General features: G+C 65.9%; 17 protein-coding genes and 2 tRNA genes. 8 read left to right on the top strand and 11 right to left on the bottom strand.

Annotated elements, in window-relative coordinates:
• Positions 1 to 346: 346 nt before the first annotated feature.
• The gene (locus BLEFHOIH_RS12430) at positions 347 to 1129 is read left to right on the top strand and encodes a glycosyltransferase family 25 protein (RefSeq protein ID WP_088345888.1); all 783 of its coding nucleotides are present in this window, start codon (positions 347 to 349) and stop codon (positions 1127 to 1129) included.
• On the opposite strand, the gene glmM is transcribed toward BLEFHOIH_RS12430, so the two are convergent.
• The 6 genes from glmM to BLEFHOIH_RS26655 form a co-directional block, all read right to left on the bottom strand.
• The gene (glmM, locus tag BLEFHOIH_RS12435; protein WP_088345890.1) at positions 1115 to 2467 is read right to left on the bottom strand and encodes a phosphoglucosamine mutase; all 1353 of its coding nucleotides are present in this window, start codon (positions 2465 to 2467) and stop codon (positions 1115 to 1117) included. The genes BLEFHOIH_RS12430 and glmM overlap by 15 nt on opposite strands.
• 245 nt (positions 2468 to 2712) lie before the next feature.
• On the bottom strand, positions 2713 to 3783 hold the full coding sequence (folP, locus tag BLEFHOIH_RS12440; protein WP_088345892.1) for a dihydropteroate synthase: 1071 nt from the start codon (positions 3781 to 3783) through the stop codon (positions 2713 to 2715).
• Between the two features lie 96 nt (positions 3784 to 3879).
• Entirely contained in the window at positions 3880 to 4716 is an 837-nt protein-coding gene (locus BLEFHOIH_RS12445; RefSeq protein ID WP_125461682.1) for a hypothetical protein, read from the bottom strand.
• Between the two features lie 326 nt (positions 4717 to 5042).
• On the bottom strand, positions 5043 to 5480 hold the full coding sequence (locus tag BLEFHOIH_RS12450; protein WP_088345896.1) for a hypothetical protein: 438 nt from the start codon (positions 5478 to 5480) through the stop codon (positions 5043 to 5045).
• A 181-nt stretch (positions 5481 to 5661) separates the two neighbouring features.
• Positions 5662 to 6789: a LysM peptidoglycan-binding domain-containing protein gene (locus BLEFHOIH_RS12455; RefSeq protein ID WP_088345898.1), complete on the bottom strand. Its 1128-nt coding sequence runs from the start codon at positions 6787 to 6789 to the stop codon at positions 5662 to 5664.
• Positions 6790 to 6809: 20 nt separating this feature from the next.
• Positions 6810 to 6947 carry a hypothetical protein gene (locus BLEFHOIH_RS26655; RefSeq protein ID WP_170937134.1) on the bottom strand — a complete coding sequence of 46 codons (138 nt, stop codon included), beginning with the start codon at positions 6945 to 6947 and terminating at the stop codon, positions 6810 to 6812.
• A gap of 114 nt (positions 6948 to 7061) precedes the next feature.
• Between BLEFHOIH_RS26655 and BLEFHOIH_RS12460 the strand changes: the two genes are divergently transcribed.
• On the top strand, positions 7062 to 7706 hold the full coding sequence (locus BLEFHOIH_RS12460) for a TIGR00730 family Rossman fold protein (protein WP_088345900.1): 645 nt from the start codon (positions 7062 to 7064) through the stop codon (positions 7704 to 7706).
• Between the two features lies 1 nt (position 7707).
• Here the strand turns inward: BLEFHOIH_RS12460 and BLEFHOIH_RS12465 are convergent, their stop codons facing one another.
• Positions 7708 to 9111 carry an NCS2 family permease gene (locus tag BLEFHOIH_RS12465; protein WP_088345902.1) on the bottom strand — a complete coding sequence of 468 codons (1404 nt, stop codon included), beginning with the start codon at positions 9109 to 9111 and terminating at the stop codon, positions 7708 to 7710.
• Between the two features lie 134 nt (positions 9112 to 9245).
• Here BLEFHOIH_RS12465 and BLEFHOIH_RS12470 point away from each other — a divergent pair, with 134 nt between their 5' ends.
• Both BLEFHOIH_RS12470 and BLEFHOIH_RS12475 read left to right on the top strand, forming a co-directional pair.
• Entirely contained in the window at positions 9246 to 10208 is a 963-nt protein-coding gene (locus BLEFHOIH_RS12470) for a zinc metalloprotease HtpX (protein ID WP_088345904.1), read from the top strand.
• Between the two features lie 2 nt (positions 10209 to 10210).
• A complete protein-coding gene (locus BLEFHOIH_RS12475; RefSeq protein ID WP_088345906.1) occupies positions 10211 to 10885 on the top strand; it encodes a DsbA family oxidoreductase in 675 nt (224 codons plus the stop codon).
• A gap of 2 nt (positions 10886 to 10887) precedes the next feature.
• Here the strand turns inward: BLEFHOIH_RS12475 and BLEFHOIH_RS12480 are convergent.
• Positions 10888 to 10961 (bottom strand) — tRNA-Gly (locus BLEFHOIH_RS12480).
• A gap of 269 nt (positions 10962 to 11230) precedes the next feature.
• On the opposite strand from BLEFHOIH_RS12480, the gene metC reads away from it, so the two are divergent.
• Positions 11231 to 12418: a cystathionine beta-lyase gene (gene metC, locus BLEFHOIH_RS12485; protein WP_088346250.1), complete on the top strand. Its 1188-nt coding sequence runs from the start codon at positions 11231 to 11233 to the stop codon at positions 12416 to 12418.
• A gap of 5 nt (positions 12419 to 12423) precedes the next feature.
• On the opposite strand, the gene BLEFHOIH_RS12490 is transcribed toward metC, so the two are convergent.
• Complete coding sequence (locus tag BLEFHOIH_RS12490; RefSeq protein ID WP_176427209.1) at positions 12424 to 12792, bottom strand: hypothetical protein; 369 nt, start codon at positions 12790 to 12792, stop codon at positions 12424 to 12426.
• On the opposite strand from BLEFHOIH_RS12490, the gene BLEFHOIH_RS26210 reads away from it, so the two are divergent.
• Entirely contained in the window at positions 12792 to 13046 is a 255-nt protein-coding gene (locus tag BLEFHOIH_RS26210; protein WP_125461683.1) for a hypothetical protein, read from the top strand. The two genes, BLEFHOIH_RS12490 and BLEFHOIH_RS26210, sit on opposite strands and share 1 nt — an antisense overlap.
• On the opposite strand, the gene BLEFHOIH_RS12495 is transcribed toward BLEFHOIH_RS26210, so the two are convergent.
• Positions 13035 to 13111 (bottom strand) — tRNA-Asp (locus tag BLEFHOIH_RS12495). The two genes, BLEFHOIH_RS26210 and BLEFHOIH_RS12495, sit on opposite strands and share 12 nt — an antisense overlap.
• Positions 13112 to 13448: 337 nt before the next feature.
• Between BLEFHOIH_RS12495 and BLEFHOIH_RS12500 the strand changes: the two genes are divergently transcribed.
• Together BLEFHOIH_RS12500 and BLEFHOIH_RS26215 are read left to right on the top strand one after the other, a co-directional pair.
• Entirely contained in the window at positions 13449 to 13772 is a 324-nt protein-coding gene (locus BLEFHOIH_RS12500) for a YdhR family protein (protein WP_088345908.1), read from the top strand.
• Between the two features lie 223 nt (positions 13773 to 13995).
• Positions 13996 to 14178: a hypothetical protein gene (locus BLEFHOIH_RS26215; protein WP_125461684.1), complete on the top strand. Its 183-nt coding sequence runs from the start codon at positions 13996 to 13998 to the stop codon at positions 14176 to 14178.
• 103 nt (positions 14179 to 14281) lie between these two features.
• Here the strand turns inward: BLEFHOIH_RS26215 and BLEFHOIH_RS12510 are convergent, their stop codons facing one another.
• Complete coding sequence (locus BLEFHOIH_RS12510) at positions 14282 to 14791, bottom strand: hypothetical protein (RefSeq protein ID WP_088345912.1); 510 nt, start codon at positions 14789 to 14791, stop codon at positions 14282 to 14284.
• Positions 14792 to 14837: the final 46 nt, after the last annotated feature.

The raw sequence follows: 14837 nt of genomic DNA on the forward strand, positions 1-14837 counted from the left end.
GGCGGAGCAAGGTAGGGGGCTGGAATGGCAAGAGGGGATGGGGTTGGTGGTGAGATAATCTGTACTGATAGGTATTCGAAATCTCCTCGAAGGCAGTATCGAGTATTCACAGATCCAATATTGCGGCATTGCCGACTGCGGAACGCCGCGGCGTACTGAGTCGCCGCTTTCGCGGGGATTTCGGAACCGATTACGGGTTGTGAGCGGCGTCCGTTATTTCCGTCTACCGATCTCGCTCGATAGGATGCGCGAAGCACGGCCCCTCAAGCCCCGCAATCAGCGAATTTGCGGTGCACGTTTTGGTTGAGCGGTTTCCCCGGCGGCAATTTCGCTCTAGATTCGCCGCATGGAAAGCCTTCCCGTCTACCTCATCAATCTGGACAAGGACCAGGACCGGCTGGCACGCATGAGCGCGCAGCTCGAGGCGATCTCGCTGCCGTTCGAGCGCGTTTCCGCCGTGCGCAGCACCGCGATGCCGGACTGGCTCCGCCCGTATTTCCTGCATCCCGATGGCTCGATCGCGTCGCAAATGCGGCCCGGCGAAATCGGCTGCTATGCGAGCCATCTCGTGGTGCTCAGGACGATCGCCGAGGGCGGGGTGCCCGCCTTGGTGCTGGAGGACGACATGGCCTTCGGCCCGGAGCTGCGGGTCATTCTGGGGGCCACGGAGCGGTTTCCGGCGGGCTGGGACATCATGCGGCTGTCGAGCGCGCACCGGCGGCGGGTGTTTCCGGCGCAGCCGGTGGCCGAGGGGTTCGTGGCGGTGAAATTCTCCCGCGTGCCGACCAATACGGGCGCCTATATCATCACGCCGAAGGGCGCGCGGCGCTTTCTCGGCTGGAAAGGGCTGCGGGTGTTCCCGGTCGACCAGGACCTTTGGCGCGTCTGGGACAATGGGCTCGTCACCTACGGCATCGCGCCGCGTGTCGTCATTCCGGCACCCGGCATTTCCTCCATCGACTCGCTCGGCCAGAGGGCGAGCCGGCGTCTGGCGGCCAGCCGGGGCAGCCGCCTCGCCGACGGCATCCGCAGGCTGGCCTTCGACATCAGGTGGCTGGGCCTCAAGAACTGGATGCTGTCGCTGATCCGGCCGCGCCGCCAGCGGGGCGGCGCGTCACGGATGCGCTGACGCCGTCTCCAGCGCCGTCACGATGTCCCCGACCACGGAGGCGACCAGGGCCTCGTCGTCGCCCTCGGCCATGACCCGGACGACAGGCTCGGTGCCGGAGGGACGGATCAGCAGCCGGCCGTTATTGCCGAGGCGCAGCCGGTTCTTCTCGATGATGGCGGAGACGCTCGGGTTCTCGAGCGGGCGCGAGCCGTTGGTGCGCACGCTTTTCAGCACTTGCGGCACCGGCTCGAAGCGCTTGCAGACTTCGCTCACCGGCTTGCCGCTGGTGATGACCACGCCGAGGATTTGCAGCGCCGTCACCAAGCCGTCGCCGGTGGTGGTGTAGTCGGTCATGACGATATGGCCGGATTGCTCGCCGCCCAGATTGTAGCCGCCGGCGCGCATCCGCTCGACCACGGCGCGGTCGCCGACCGGCGTGCGCAGCAGGTCCAGATTCATGCCGTTCAAGAAGCGCTCCAGGCCGAGATTGGACATCACGGTGGCGACGACGCCGTTGCCGACGAGGCGCTTGTCGGCCAGCCAGCTCTGGGCGATGACGGCGAGAAGCTGGTCGCCATCGACGATGGCGCCGGTCTCGTCGACGATGATGACGCGGTCCGCATCGCCGTCCAGCGCGACACCGATATGGGCGCCGACCTGCCGGACCTTACGGCAGAGCGCGTCGGGCGAGGTCGAGCCGCAATCGCGGTTGATGTTGAAGCCGTCAGGCGTGACGCCCATCGCCACGACATCGGCGCCAAGTTCCCACAGCGATTGCGGCGCGACGCGGTAGGCGGCGCCATGGGCGCAGTCGATGACGACCTTCAGCCCATCGAGGCGGATCGAGCGGTCGAGCGTGCGCTTGGCATATTCGATATAGCGGTCGAAGACGCCGTCGATGCGCTTGGCGCGGCCCATCTTGTCCGGCTCGGCGAGCAGGCCGGAGACGTCGCCGCCGACCAGTTCCTCGATGCGGGCCTCGAAATCGTCGGAGAGCTTGAAGCCCTCGCGGTCGAAAATCTTGATGCCGTTATCCTGGTAGGGGTTGTGCGAGGCGGAGATCATGACGCCGAGATCGGCGCGCAGCGAGCGGGTGAGCATGGCGACGGCGGGCGTCGGCATCGGCCCGAGCTGGAACACGTCCATGCCGGCGGAGGTGAAGCCGGAGACCAGGGCGGACTCGATCACATAGCCCGAGAGCCGCGTGTCCTTGCCGATCACGACCCGGTGGCGATGGTCGCCATTGGTGAACAGATGGGCGGCAGCCATGCCCACTTTCATTGCAATTTCTGCGGTCATGGGGCTGGAATTGGCCTGACCGCGAATGCCGTCCGTGCCGAAAAGTCTACCCGACATCAACTGTTTCCTCGAATGCTAAAAGGTTTGGCTCGAAGAGAAAATGATGGAGAATACGCATAGGGGGTTATCTTGAGTTAAAATACTTACCTTTCGCGGAATGATGTTGCGGTAAGGAAAATAAAGCCTGACGGGATTATTCAAATCTAATTAAATCTGCGTGGGTCAGCCTATAACATCCAGGGTTGTTGTGTTCCAGTAAATTATCTTCTCACATCATTTCAGGAGGTCAAGCCCGGCATGGCTTAGCGGGGCTGCCAGCGGCCCTGCACAGACGCGCGCCAGACATCGAGGGCCTCGCGGGTCGCGGCGACATCGTGCACGCGCAGGACCTGCACCGCCTCGGCGGCGGCAGCAAGGGCGGCGGCGACGCTGCCATGGCTGCGCCGTTTCGGGTCGGTTACGCCGCTGATCGCGCCGATGAAGCGCTTGCGGGATGCACCCAGCAGCACCGGCACGCCGAGACCGTGGAACAGGGCGATGCCCGCCATCAGCGCCAGATTATGCTCGAGCGTCTTGCCGAAGCCGATGCCGGGATCGGCGATCAGCAGGCGGCGGGGGATGCCGGCGGCTTCGCAGGCTTCGATGCGGGCGGCGAGATAGTCGTAGACCTCGAGCAGCACATCGGCATAGGCAGGTTGGTCCTGCATGGTGCGGGGGTCGCCGAGCGCATGCATCAGCACGATGGGAACGCCCGAGCGTGCCGCGGCGGCGAGCGCGCCGGGGTCGTAAGTGAGGGCGGAGACGTCGTTGATGATCGCCGCGCCGCCCGCGACGGCGGCGGTCATCAGAGCGGCTTTGCGGGTATCGATGGAGATCGGCGTTGGGAGACCGCGAAGGCCGGCCAGCACCGGCAGGATGCGCGCCAGTTCCTCGGCCGCGTCCACCGGCGCGGCGCCGGGGCGGGTCGATTCGCCGCCGATGTCGATGATGTCGGCGCCTTCGGCGGCAAGGCGGCGGGCCTGGGCTTCCGCGCTCCCGGCCTCGGCGAAGTCGCCGCCATCGGAAAAGCTGTCGGGGGTGACGTTGACGATGCCCATGAGCAGCGGGCGGTTCAGCGCAAGGCCGGCGATGGGTGGGCGCGGTGCGGTCAGGCGGTCGAGCGTGGCGCGGATCTGCGGCTCGGCGCTGGCGGCGATGTCGCGGGCGGAAAGCTGGCGGCGGGCCGTCCGGCCGGGCACGCCCTCGATCAGTTGCGCGCCGAGAAAGGCGGCCGGACCCCCGGCGAGCGGCAAAGCCGCGCCTTCGGCGATGGCGGCCGCCGCCACGTCGCCCCAGATTACGCCGACGGGCCGGAGATAGATCTTGCCGCTCAAACACGCGCTCCTCGGGCCCCGGCGATGATCGCCGTGGCCGCCGCCATTTCTCTCATGGGGCGGGCGACGGCGGCAACCCCCGAAAGCTGCGGCGCGTCAGCCGGCGCGGCGCGGCGCGGCGGGCAGATTCTCCAACTCGCGCACGATGCGGTCGGCGATCTTGCCGAGCGGCGAGCGGACATGGGCCGGCGCCTGCTGCTCGTGGCGGAAGGTGGCCATATCGGCCTCGCGGACCAGGGCGGACCGCCGATGCCGCTCGTCACTCGACGTGGGCGAATTGCCGCCAAGCACGCTTTCGAGGGCGAACAGGCTGGCCTCGATGCCGGGCGGTGCGCCGTCGCTCTCCGTCAGCGGCGATGGCGGCGGCGCGAGCGGTTGGCGCGGGGGAGGCGGCTTCTGCAGGAAGGCCGGGGTTTCGGCGCGCGGCGGTGGGGCGGCCTGCGGCGCGGCGGCGACCGGCTGCTCGGGGAGGTCGATCTCATCGTCCAACTGGGGGAGCGACGGATGCGGCCACTCATAGGCGGCCGTGGTCAGCACCAGCGAGGAGAGCGCCTGCTGCATGGCCTCGCTGGTCGGGTCGGCCTGCGAATCGGCGAGGCGCACCGGGGGACGCGGCGGCTTCGGCTCGGGCGCGGCCTCGGCGGCGGGGGCGTCGAGATCGTCGGTGAACCATTTCTGGTGGGTGATCTCGGCGGAAAGCGGCGCGGAGGCGTCGTCGCCGTCCATGTCCTCGTCCTCCAGCTCGTGGCGCTCGGGCTGGGGCTCGGCGGAGGGCGCCTCGTCGGTGTCGAAGCCGTTGATGAGCTCTGAGAAGGCCGACAGCTCGGTCAGTTCGGATTTCTGCGGCTCATCCATCTGCACGGCCTGGGCGCGTATCGAGGGGCCGGCTGGTGGCACCGCCGATGAGGACAAAATTCCCGCGGCTCCCGTCATTGCAGTCTCCATCCGTCGATCATCCGCCGCTGGCGGCCTCGGCTGATTCGATCAGCCACGGCCACCACACGTCGAGGAAGCATGGCTGGCTTGCCGCACGCTGACCGGGTGGGCGCATGCACAGGTATCTTGTGGCGGTTGCGGTATCTTTTGTTTGAAAGCAACGCGCCTCCTCGCCGCAGCCCAACCCTCTCCAAGGGGAGAGGGTGGCGCGCGCAAGCGTGCCGGGTGAGGGGTTGCGGTCTCACGGCTGACTCACGAACCCCTCACCCCCGCCCTCTCCCAAGGGAGAGGGAGTCCGGCTGCGGATCGTGGAGGGCCGCGCGCTAAATCATCGAGCCCGGACGGAAGCGGGCGTCGGCGAGCGCTTCGGAGAGGCGGCGGAGCGGCTCGCGCGGGTCGGCGAAGCTCTTGGTGCCGAAGGAGATATATTCGATCTCGACGCCGGCCTGGCGCGCCTCCAGCACCAGGCGGAAGAAGATGTCGACCGCGCGGTGGTGGAATTCCATGTCGAGCATGATCGAGGGCTCGCCGCTCCAGCCGAGGCGCGCCTCGCCAGACTGGCCGAAGGAGACCGTGCCGGGCTTGAAATACATCTCGATCGAGGCGTTGACGAGGCTGCGCAGATTGCCGAACTGGCGGGTGCGGATGAAGGCGATGAGGTCGGCGGCGTCGATCAGGCGAAGCTCGGCGGCAACCTCGGCCAGACCGGCGGCGAGGGCCATTTCATGTTCGGCGTGATCGTCGCGGCATTGTTTCAGCATGGCCTGCTCGTGAGGCCGCGCAACCGCAGCCTTGCAATCTGTCGATCGGACGCTGCGCCGCCATTGCCCAAGGGCGTCAGGCGCCGAACATATCCGTGATTGGGAATGTGGGGGAGGGAGCTTGCGAGAGGCTGGCCGGGCGGGGGCCGCAGCCGGCGCGGGCCGCGGCCGGGCTATCGCGTCATTGAGGCAGGTCGAAACGCTGCGACGGGTAGATCAGGTTCGGATTGCGGATCTGCTTGCGGTTGTTGCGAAAGATCTGGGTGTATTTGGCGCCGTCGCCGTAATGGCGCTGGGCGATCTGCCAGAGCGTGTCGCCGCGGCGGACGATGATGGCGCCGCCCTCGGGCGTGGTCAGCGTGACGGGCGCGGGCTTGGTCGCCGGCACACGGTCACCGAGCGCGGCGAGCTTGGGAGCCGGCTCGGCCAGCGCCTGCTGATTGCCGTCGGCGCGGTCGAAGCGCACTTCGGCGCGGGCGACGACCTTCGTGGCCTCGCGGGCGAGCAGGTCGGCGCGCAGCGTATGGGCGCCGCCGGACAGCACGCGATTGCCGGAAAAACTCCAGGTGCCGGTCGCGTCGGCGGTCGCGGTGCCGAAATATTCGTTGTCGACATAGAGCATGACGCGGGTGCCCGGCGTGCCCTGGCCGTTCATGTGCAGCATGCTCTTGGCGCCGCCGTCCTCATAGTCGACCGAGGCGAAGCCGATGGGGCTGGGCGGCGCGGCGTCCGGCTGCGGCACGGCGACCGTCGCGGTCTCGAAACCGGCGGTGGCGGCGGCCTGCCTGGGCGCCGGCTCCGATGCCCCGGCTTGCGGCATTTGCAGCACGCGGGTGGATTTGCCTTCCTCGGTCAGCGCGACGAGCGGCTGGTCGACCTTGGGATCGGAGAGCGACAGCGCCAGCCTTTGCGCGGAAAACAGCGTGCGGTCACCCTTGGGGGACTGCGCGCGCAATTCGAGGGAATATTCGCCCTTGGGCAGCCGGTTGACCGGATGCACGATCCATTCGCCATTGTCGTCGGCGGTGGTGGCGCCGATTTGGCGACCGCCGCTTTGGATGCTGACGCTCCAGCCCGGCTCGGAGCGGCCGGCCATGATGACGGAGCCATCGGGCTCGGCCCTGACGATGTCGAAGGTCGGGCGGACCACGGTCGCGGCGCTCGGATTGGCCGGAAGCACGCCCGGCGCCTCGGTCGGATGCATGGTGCCGTCGTCGCGGGGAATATAGTGGTGGCGCAGGGCATAAATGCCGGCGCACATGACGGCGACGACAAGCAGAAGGAGGAAAAGCACCCGGGCTTTCCGCATCGGCTTCACCCTTCTCTCACTCACCGCGCGATGCCCGTGCCCTGTGGCTTGACGGCATCGGCTGCAAAAACATTTGCCTGCAATGCCTTAGCCTGGCTGGCTTGGTAACCGCCCTGGCGTAAAGCTTGTACGTAGGGAATAAGGCTCTTTTCAATCATTTCTCTTCTTTAATCATAAAAGCGCCCTGCGGCCAAGGCCACGCTTCAATCAAACTTTGCAGGCATCGATACCATATAGCGTAGATCGTAAGACGGGAAAGCGGAAGGTTCGAAGTGGTACATAGGACAGCTGGCGGTAATGGGACGTCAAAAACCCTTTTAAAGCAAAGGTCTATCAAGAGCATCTGCGTTTACTGCGGCTCAGGCGTCGGCGCCGACCCGCTCTACGCCGAGGCCGCAAGAAAACTCGGCAGCGCCATGGCCGATGAAGACATCGGGCTGGTCTATGGCGGCGCCAGCGTCGGCCTGATGGGCGAAATCGCGCGAGCCGTGCTGGAAGGGGGCGGCCGGGTGATCGGCATCAGGCCGCCGAACATGCCGGCGCATGAAATTCCGCTCGACAATCTCGACGAGCTGATCGAGGTGAATTCGTTGCATGAGCGCAAGATGCTGATGTTCGAGCGGGCCGATGCGTTCGTCGCGCTGCCCGGCGGCGTCGGCACGCTGGAGGAACTGGTCGAGCAGATCACCTGGGTGCAGCTCGGCCACCACGCCAAGCCGGTGGTGATCGCCAATGTCGGAAATTACTGGGCGCCGCTCCTGAACCTGTTCAACCAGATGCGCGCGCAGCATTTCATCAGCCCGGCGCTCGACATCCGCTATCACGTGGTCGACCGGGTCGAGGAGATCATTCCGCTGCTGCACAAGGCGCCGCGCAGCGACACCGGCAGCAACGCAACGCCGGTGCCGCTGGCTTAGCTCAGGAGACGCCGAGCTTCACCAGGATGGCGAAGAAGGCGACGAATGCGAACAGGTGAAGCCGCGGGTCGATTTTGACCCTGTCCGGCCGCGCCGCTCTGGGCACCATCACGAAGAAGGCGTAATAGGCCAGGATGCCGCCGGCGAGGCCATATTCAAGGCCGATCGGCGTCAGGATGATCGAGACAGCCGCCGGCAGCAGCGACTCGGTCGAGCCATCGCTTTCCTTCGGCCCGGCTTCCGGCATGACGTCATCGCTCGAAAGCGAGCTGGCGATGACGAACAGCCCGACGGTGAACAAGGCCGGGGCGACGGCGATCTTGGGGATCAGTTCGAACAGCGGCTTTCCGAGATAGGAAAACAGCACGCCCACGACGGCGAGCAGCAGAAAGCATCCCGCCACCCAATAGGCCGAGGCGCCCGTCCTGGCGCCTACCAGCTTGCCGGCGCTGTTCTCGGCGTAAAACACCACCGGCGACGTGCCCAAAATGGGCGCGATGACATTCATGCCCGAGTCGACAATGAGCGAGCGGTCGATCTTTCCGTCCCGGTCGGGATCGTCATTCGGCAGCAGATGATAGGGGCTGCCCGCGATATCGGCGAACATCATGTAGGTGACGAAGATGCCGAACGGGATGGCGACGAGCACATGATCGCCGAGCTGCGCAATCCGCGCGAAGCTCCCCGGCTGGCAGCTCCAGACCCAGTAGCAGCCTTCCGAGGTCACGCTTTTCGTCGTCATGCCCCAATAATGAAACGCCAGGGCAACGACGATCACCGAGATCAGCAAGCCGGAGCGGCCGATCAAATCGATGCTTCGGGCGATGACAGGCTTATGCTCCGCCTCCAGCTTCTTGGCGTAGCTTCGCAAGGTGACATTGAACCGAAGGATGGTCAGCACGCCCAGCAGGAACAGGCGGACGGCGGGCATGTCGCGCTCCACGCCGGCCGGAAAGGCGATGTCGATGCCGAGCTGAGCCAACAGCGCGCCGATGCCACCGACCACGGCGATCTTGATCGGCCGCGGGATCGCCTCGATTACCTCGCGCCGAAAGCCGCTCGACGACATCAGCATCAGCGCCGCGCCGACAAAGCAGCAGATCGCCAGCGCCTCGGGCCAGGTCAGGTCGGAATGCTGGACATATTGGGCGATGAAGGCGTTGAAGGCGGTGCCTGGAGCCAGGGCCGTCGGCGTGTTCGCGTACCAGCCGCAAAGCGCCGAGCCGAGCGCGGCGGCCAGACAGGTCGCATAGAAGACCGGCGCCTGCGGCATGCCGACTTCCGGTCCGCCGAGCACCAATGCATTGACGAATGGAGCATAGGCCATGGTGAAAAACACCGTTAGCCCTGCCACGCACTCGGTCCAAGGATCGTGTTTGGTCATTTGAATTGTGCCCCGCCGCATCGTCCCTCGCTTGTCTTAGCCAGCGACAGGGGGGGCGGCAACTCCCATCTGGGCGAAAGCTCTCGGCACTTGGAAACTGCCCCCGCGCCCTATAGGCTGGATGGCCGAAACCTTGGGCAGGGATCATCGCGCGTATGGCGTTCGACAATGAGGTGAAGGCAAAGCTGGCGGCGAATACACGGAATTTGCTGCATTCTGTGGTCCTGATCGGCGGCATCGGCCTGATCATGGCCGTTTGCGCCTGGCTGCTCTGGGGCCGCCCCGGCGTGATCTGGTCCTTCGCGCTGATCCTGGGGCTCCTGCTGCTCAGCCCGCGCATCGCGCCCGAGATCATCATGCGGATGTACGGCGCGCGCCGCGTCACGCCGCTGCAGGGCGCGCCGGTCTTGCGCGTGGTGGCGGAATTGTCGGGACGGGCGGGCCTGCCCGCCGCGCCGGTGCTCTACATCATTCCGAGCCCGGTCATCAACGCCTTCGCCACCGGCACGCGCTCGGATTCGATCCTGGCCATTACGCAAGGGCTATTGAACAGACTCAACCCCCGTGAGCTGAGCGGCGTGCTGGCGCATGAGATCGCCCATATCCGGCACAACGACCTCTGGATCATGAATCTGGCGGATACGATGAGCCGCTTCACCCATTTCATGTCGATCGCGGGCGTGTTCCTGTTTCTGTTCAGCCTGCCGATCGCGCTGATGGGCGGGCAAGGCTTCCCCTGGCTCGGCATCCTGCTGCTCTATTTCGCGCCGACCGCCTCCAACCTGCTGCAGCTCGGCCTGTCGCGCGCCCGCGAATATGAGGCGGATCTGGAAGGCGCGCGGCTCTCGGGCGACCCGGGCGCGCTGGCCAGCGCGCTGCATAAGATCGAATCCTATCAGGGCCGGATCTGGGAAAACATCTTCATGCCCGGGCGCAACGTGCCGGTGCCGTCGCTGCTGCGCACCCATCCGCCGACCGAGGAGCGCATCCGGCGCCTGCTCGCTTTGCGCAAGCCGCCGCGCTCACCGCTCGAGGTGCCGGAACTCGGAGGGGTCGCCGCGCATTTTACTCCGCGCCGGGAACGCCCCCGCTATCACCTGACAGGTCTGTGGCATTGAACATGATGGCATCCAGCCCTCCGACGATCACGGTCGAAATCATCTCCGACGCCATCTGCCCCTGGTGCTGGATCGGCAAAAGGCGGATTGAGGAAGCGTCGAGGCTGCTCGCGGGCAAGCTCGGCGTCACTGTCGTCTGGAAGCCGTTACAGCTCAATCCGGACATGCCGAAAGCGGGCGTCGACCGCGCGCTGTACCGGCAACGGAAATTCGGCTCGGCCGACCACTCCGCCCAATTGGACGCCCGCGTCGCCGAAGCGGGACGCTCCGCCGGCCTCGAATTCCGCCACGACCTGATGCGCTGGACACCCAACACGGTGGACTGCCACCGGCTGATCTGGCTGGCCGGGCGCGAAGGCTGCCAGGACGCCGTGGTCGAGGGGCTGTTCCAGGCCTATTTCGTGCAAGGCCGCAATATCGGCGACGCGGAAACCATGGCCGATATCGGCGAGGCCGCCGGCCTGGACCGTGACCGCGTACTGGCCCTGCTCGCGGGCGAGGAAGGCGCGGCCGAGGTGGCGCAGGAATTGGCGGCGGCGCGTCGCGTCGGCATTTCCGGCGTCCCGACTTTCGTGGTCGACGGCATGCCCATCGTCGCAGGAGCGGCGCCCGCCGAAATGCTCGCCGCCGAGCTGCTCGAGGCGCTGGAACGGCGCAAGACCTATCAGGACGCGTGATCTGGAGCGGGTAGCGAGAATCGAACTCGCGCGTTCAGCTTGGGAAGCTGACAGGCTGCCATTACATCATACCCGCGCAGCCTTCATAGATATCATAGACATTATCCGGCGCAAGCCGCATTAGCGGCCCGCGCGTTCACCCCGCGCCGCAGCCGAGTCGACCCCGTGCGGAGAGCCGGCCAATGTTGTCGTCCCGGACGGCGCGAAGCGGTGAGCCGGGACCCAATGGCCGATCCGCGATTGCCGATGGCGTCGCGCGCATCCCGCGCTCGTGCCCCGCGTTGCGCGGCGGGGATTTCCGTGACCTACTACGCGCAAATGCAAGCCGCAGGAGGAATGACCAGCATGGCGAAATCCGAAACGCGATCAGGCAAGGGCCTGTCCGATGAAACGCGCCTCATCCATCTCGGCCGCGATCCGGAAGCGCAGCACGGTTTCGTCAACGCGCCGATCTATCGCGGCTCGACGGTGATCTTTCCCAGCTACGAGGAACTGAACGCCTATGACCGCGAATATACCTATGGCCGCCGCGGCACGCCGACCGTCAGCGCGCTGACATCGGCCATCACGGCGCTCGAAGGCGGCGCCCGGAGCTGGGTCGCGCCGTCGGGGCTTGCCGCGATCACGGCGGTGCTGATGGCCTTCGTCGAAGCGGGCGACGACATTCTGATCACCGACAATGTCTATCATCCGACGCGGCGCGTGGCGAACCGGCTGCTGGGCAGGCTCGGCGTCACCGCGCGATTCTACGACCCGGCCATCGGCGCGGGCATCGACGAGCTGATCGGCGAGCGCACGCGGCTCGTCATCGCCGAATCGCCGGGCTCGCAGACCCTCGAGATGCAGGACCTGCCGGCCATCGCCGAAGCCTGCCGGGCGCGCGGCGTCTGGCTTGCCTTCGACAACACCTGGGCGACGCCGCTCTACTTCAAGCCGCTGGCGCATGGCGCGGACATTTCCATCCAGGCGGCGACGAAATATGTGGTCGGCCATGCCGACGCCATGCTGGGCATCATCACCGCGAATGAGCGCGCCGCGCCGTATATCCAGCGCGCGCATGAGGATCTGGGGCTGTGCGCCGGGCCGGAGGACTGTTTCCTCGCCCTGCGCGGCCTGCGCACCATGGCGGTGCGGCTGGCGCGGCATCGCGACTCGGCACTGGAGATCGCCGCGTGGCTGGAAGCGCGGCCGGAGGTTGCCCGCGTGCTGCATCCGGGCCTGCCGAGCCATCCCGGCCACGCGCTATGGAAGCGCGATTTCACCGGCTCATCGGGGCTGTTCTCGGTGGTGCTGAAGCCGTGCTCGAAAGCCGCGCTGGCCGCCATGCTGGACGGTCTTGCGCTGCTCGGCATGGGCTATAGCTGGGGCGGCTATGAAAGCCTCATCGTGCCTTTCGACCCGCGCGCCTATCGCAGCGTCACCGAATGGCATGATGAAGGCCCGGCGCTGCGCCTTCATATCGGCCTCGACGCCGTCGACGACCTGAAGGCCGACCTTGCCGCCGGATTTGCCCGCCTCGCCGAGGCGGCCTGAGCAGCTCAGCCCGCCGGGCGCCCCTTGGCCTTGACGACGCCGCCATCGCGCTTGCAGGCGCGGGCGGTGGTGGCGCAGGACCAGCCATTGGCGTTCTGCACGCAATCGAGCTTCTTGCTGGCGGCGAGATCGTAGCGGCCCCAGTTGGAGCCATATTCGAAGGCGGTGAAGGACGCCCAGGAGGCTTTGGCGGCCGCTTCGGCCTCCTTGCGCGTCTTGCCGCTGCCTGCCCCATCATGAAAATGCTCGGCCATGCAGATGCGCCGGCCGCTCTCCTTCTTCCATTCATGGATCGAGGCGAGGCCGGTCTCGTCGGCCTTGGCGGGGATGGCGGCGCCGAGCATGATCGCAATCGTGACAAGCTGCTTCTTCATTGAAAACCTTCAGCTATTTGATTGAGGAAGCGCTCGCCGAACGACTCACGCACCTTCGCGGTCTGCTTTATGGAAATGCGTATACAAACGCCGGAATGGCAATGAAGGATGCGCGCGCGGGCAAATCTGGCCCCGCGAGCGTTGCAAATTTGCATTCACTCGCTGTCGCGAGCCTTGCGGTCACAATCAGGATTTTTGGTGTGGAGAGCCGCTGCCCGAGGGCGCGCATGAAAGTCAATGAATGGCGGGAGTGACGGGGCTCGAACCCGCGACCTCCGGCGTGACAGGCCGGCACTCTAACCGACTGAGCTACACCCCCGACGCCGCGATGCGCTTGGAAGCGCGTCCGGCAGGGCTAGGATGTAAGGCAGGCGCGGCAGTCCGTCAAGCGCTACTGTCTGGCGAAAAGCCGGTTTAGCGCGGGATTGTATAAGAGCGAATTAGCGGCCGGCGCACCCGCCGCGCATTGTGTCCGCCGGATGTCGGGCGCGCGGACGTGGATAAGGTTCACGCCATCGCGTCGGCCTGCGGTCAATTTGATTACGCGTGTAACCGCACTTCACTTTCCAGTGGCGGCTGCGGCCATTCTCTGTTGGATGGAGGCTGGGGACCGGCGAGCCGACAGACGTCGGACCAACAATTGAAGGAAATTCTTAATGCACATACAGATCATCAACTTCAATTTAAAGGACGCAACTGAAGAGCAGTACCGCGCCATTGCCGACAGTCTGGCTCCGACCTTCGCCGCGATGCCGGGGCTGCTTACCAAATACTGGCTCGGCAACACAGCCGGGAACAGCTATGGCGGCGTCTATGTCTGGCGGGATCGCGCCGCCATGCAGGCCTTCATGAGCGGCGAAGTCGCCGCCGCAGTGCTCGCCCATCCCAATCTGGCGAATATCACCTCCGAGGATTTCGGCGTGCTGGACGCGCCGACACGCGTGACGCGCGGCCTCGCGGCGGCAGAAGCCGCCTACTGACGCCTCACCGCCTGACCGCCGAGCAGCCCGCGCGGGACGCGTTCCGCGCGGTGCATCGCGTGCGCCCGCCGCAAATCACGCCGGCGGCACGCGAAGATCTCGGTAAAGATATTTCGAACGCCCAATACAATCGTAATCGTTTTGCACAAGCGTTCGAAGGCGAAATCATTTATATGCACAGTAAGCCGATAGTAAAACATTCGGCTGACAAAAGGAGACGATCATGAGCGTAATTATTCGTGCAGCATTCGTTGCATTGCTGCTGGCCGGCGCTACGTCGGCGCAGGCCGGCTCTGCTGGAAATGGCTGGACCGACAATTCGGACCGTTATGGCGGTTATCACCCCAAGAGCCAGGAAGGCATCCGGGCATTCTGGGAAGACATGACCCGCCGCGGCGGCCGCTAATTGAATGCAGGCGGTGGCAGGTTTCCTCTTCCTGCCACCGGCCTTGCCTGCTTAGCGCCGGTCATGCCGGCGAGCCTACGCCGCCCGCCATGAACTTACGCATTCAGGCCGGCAGGCTGGCCGCTTCGCCGAAGGGGCAGGCGGCGCCGGCGCCATGCGTGGCCCTGAACTGCAGCATCAGCATCACGCAGGGCTCGGCCCCGATCTGCCCGGAGCGGTGGCCCTTCTTGCCATCGACGGCGCTGGTGCCGATATCCTGTCCCCAATGGATATCGCCCGGTCCCATCTCGACCCGCAGGCCGTCCTGCGCCTCGATGAACCAGCGGCCGGAGAGCGGCACCACCCATTGCGGCTTCGGGCTTTCATGCCACTCGCCGACCCAGCCAACCGGCAGCACCGCGAAATAGACCGCCTCCACCGCGTCGGGCATTTGCCGCATCCACATCGGCGCCGCCTGGCCGCCCACGCTTTGCAAAACGAAGCCGCCGAGGGCGCAGACGGCCAGACTGCTGATGCCGTCCGGCTTGGTCCAAAGGCTGTAATAGGGGATGTGCGGCGGCCGCTCCTGGTCGCGGCCGTCACTGCTCGGAGGTCCAAGCGGCGGAAGAGGCATGGGCGAACTCCCAAATAATTGGCGCGCCGCTCGAGACGCCGATGGC

The sequence above is a fragment of the Rhodomicrobium sp. R_RK_3 genome (assembly GCF_002198715.1).
Classification (GTDB): Bacteria; Pseudomonadota; Alphaproteobacteria; order Rhizobiales; family Rhodomicrobiaceae; genus R-RK-3.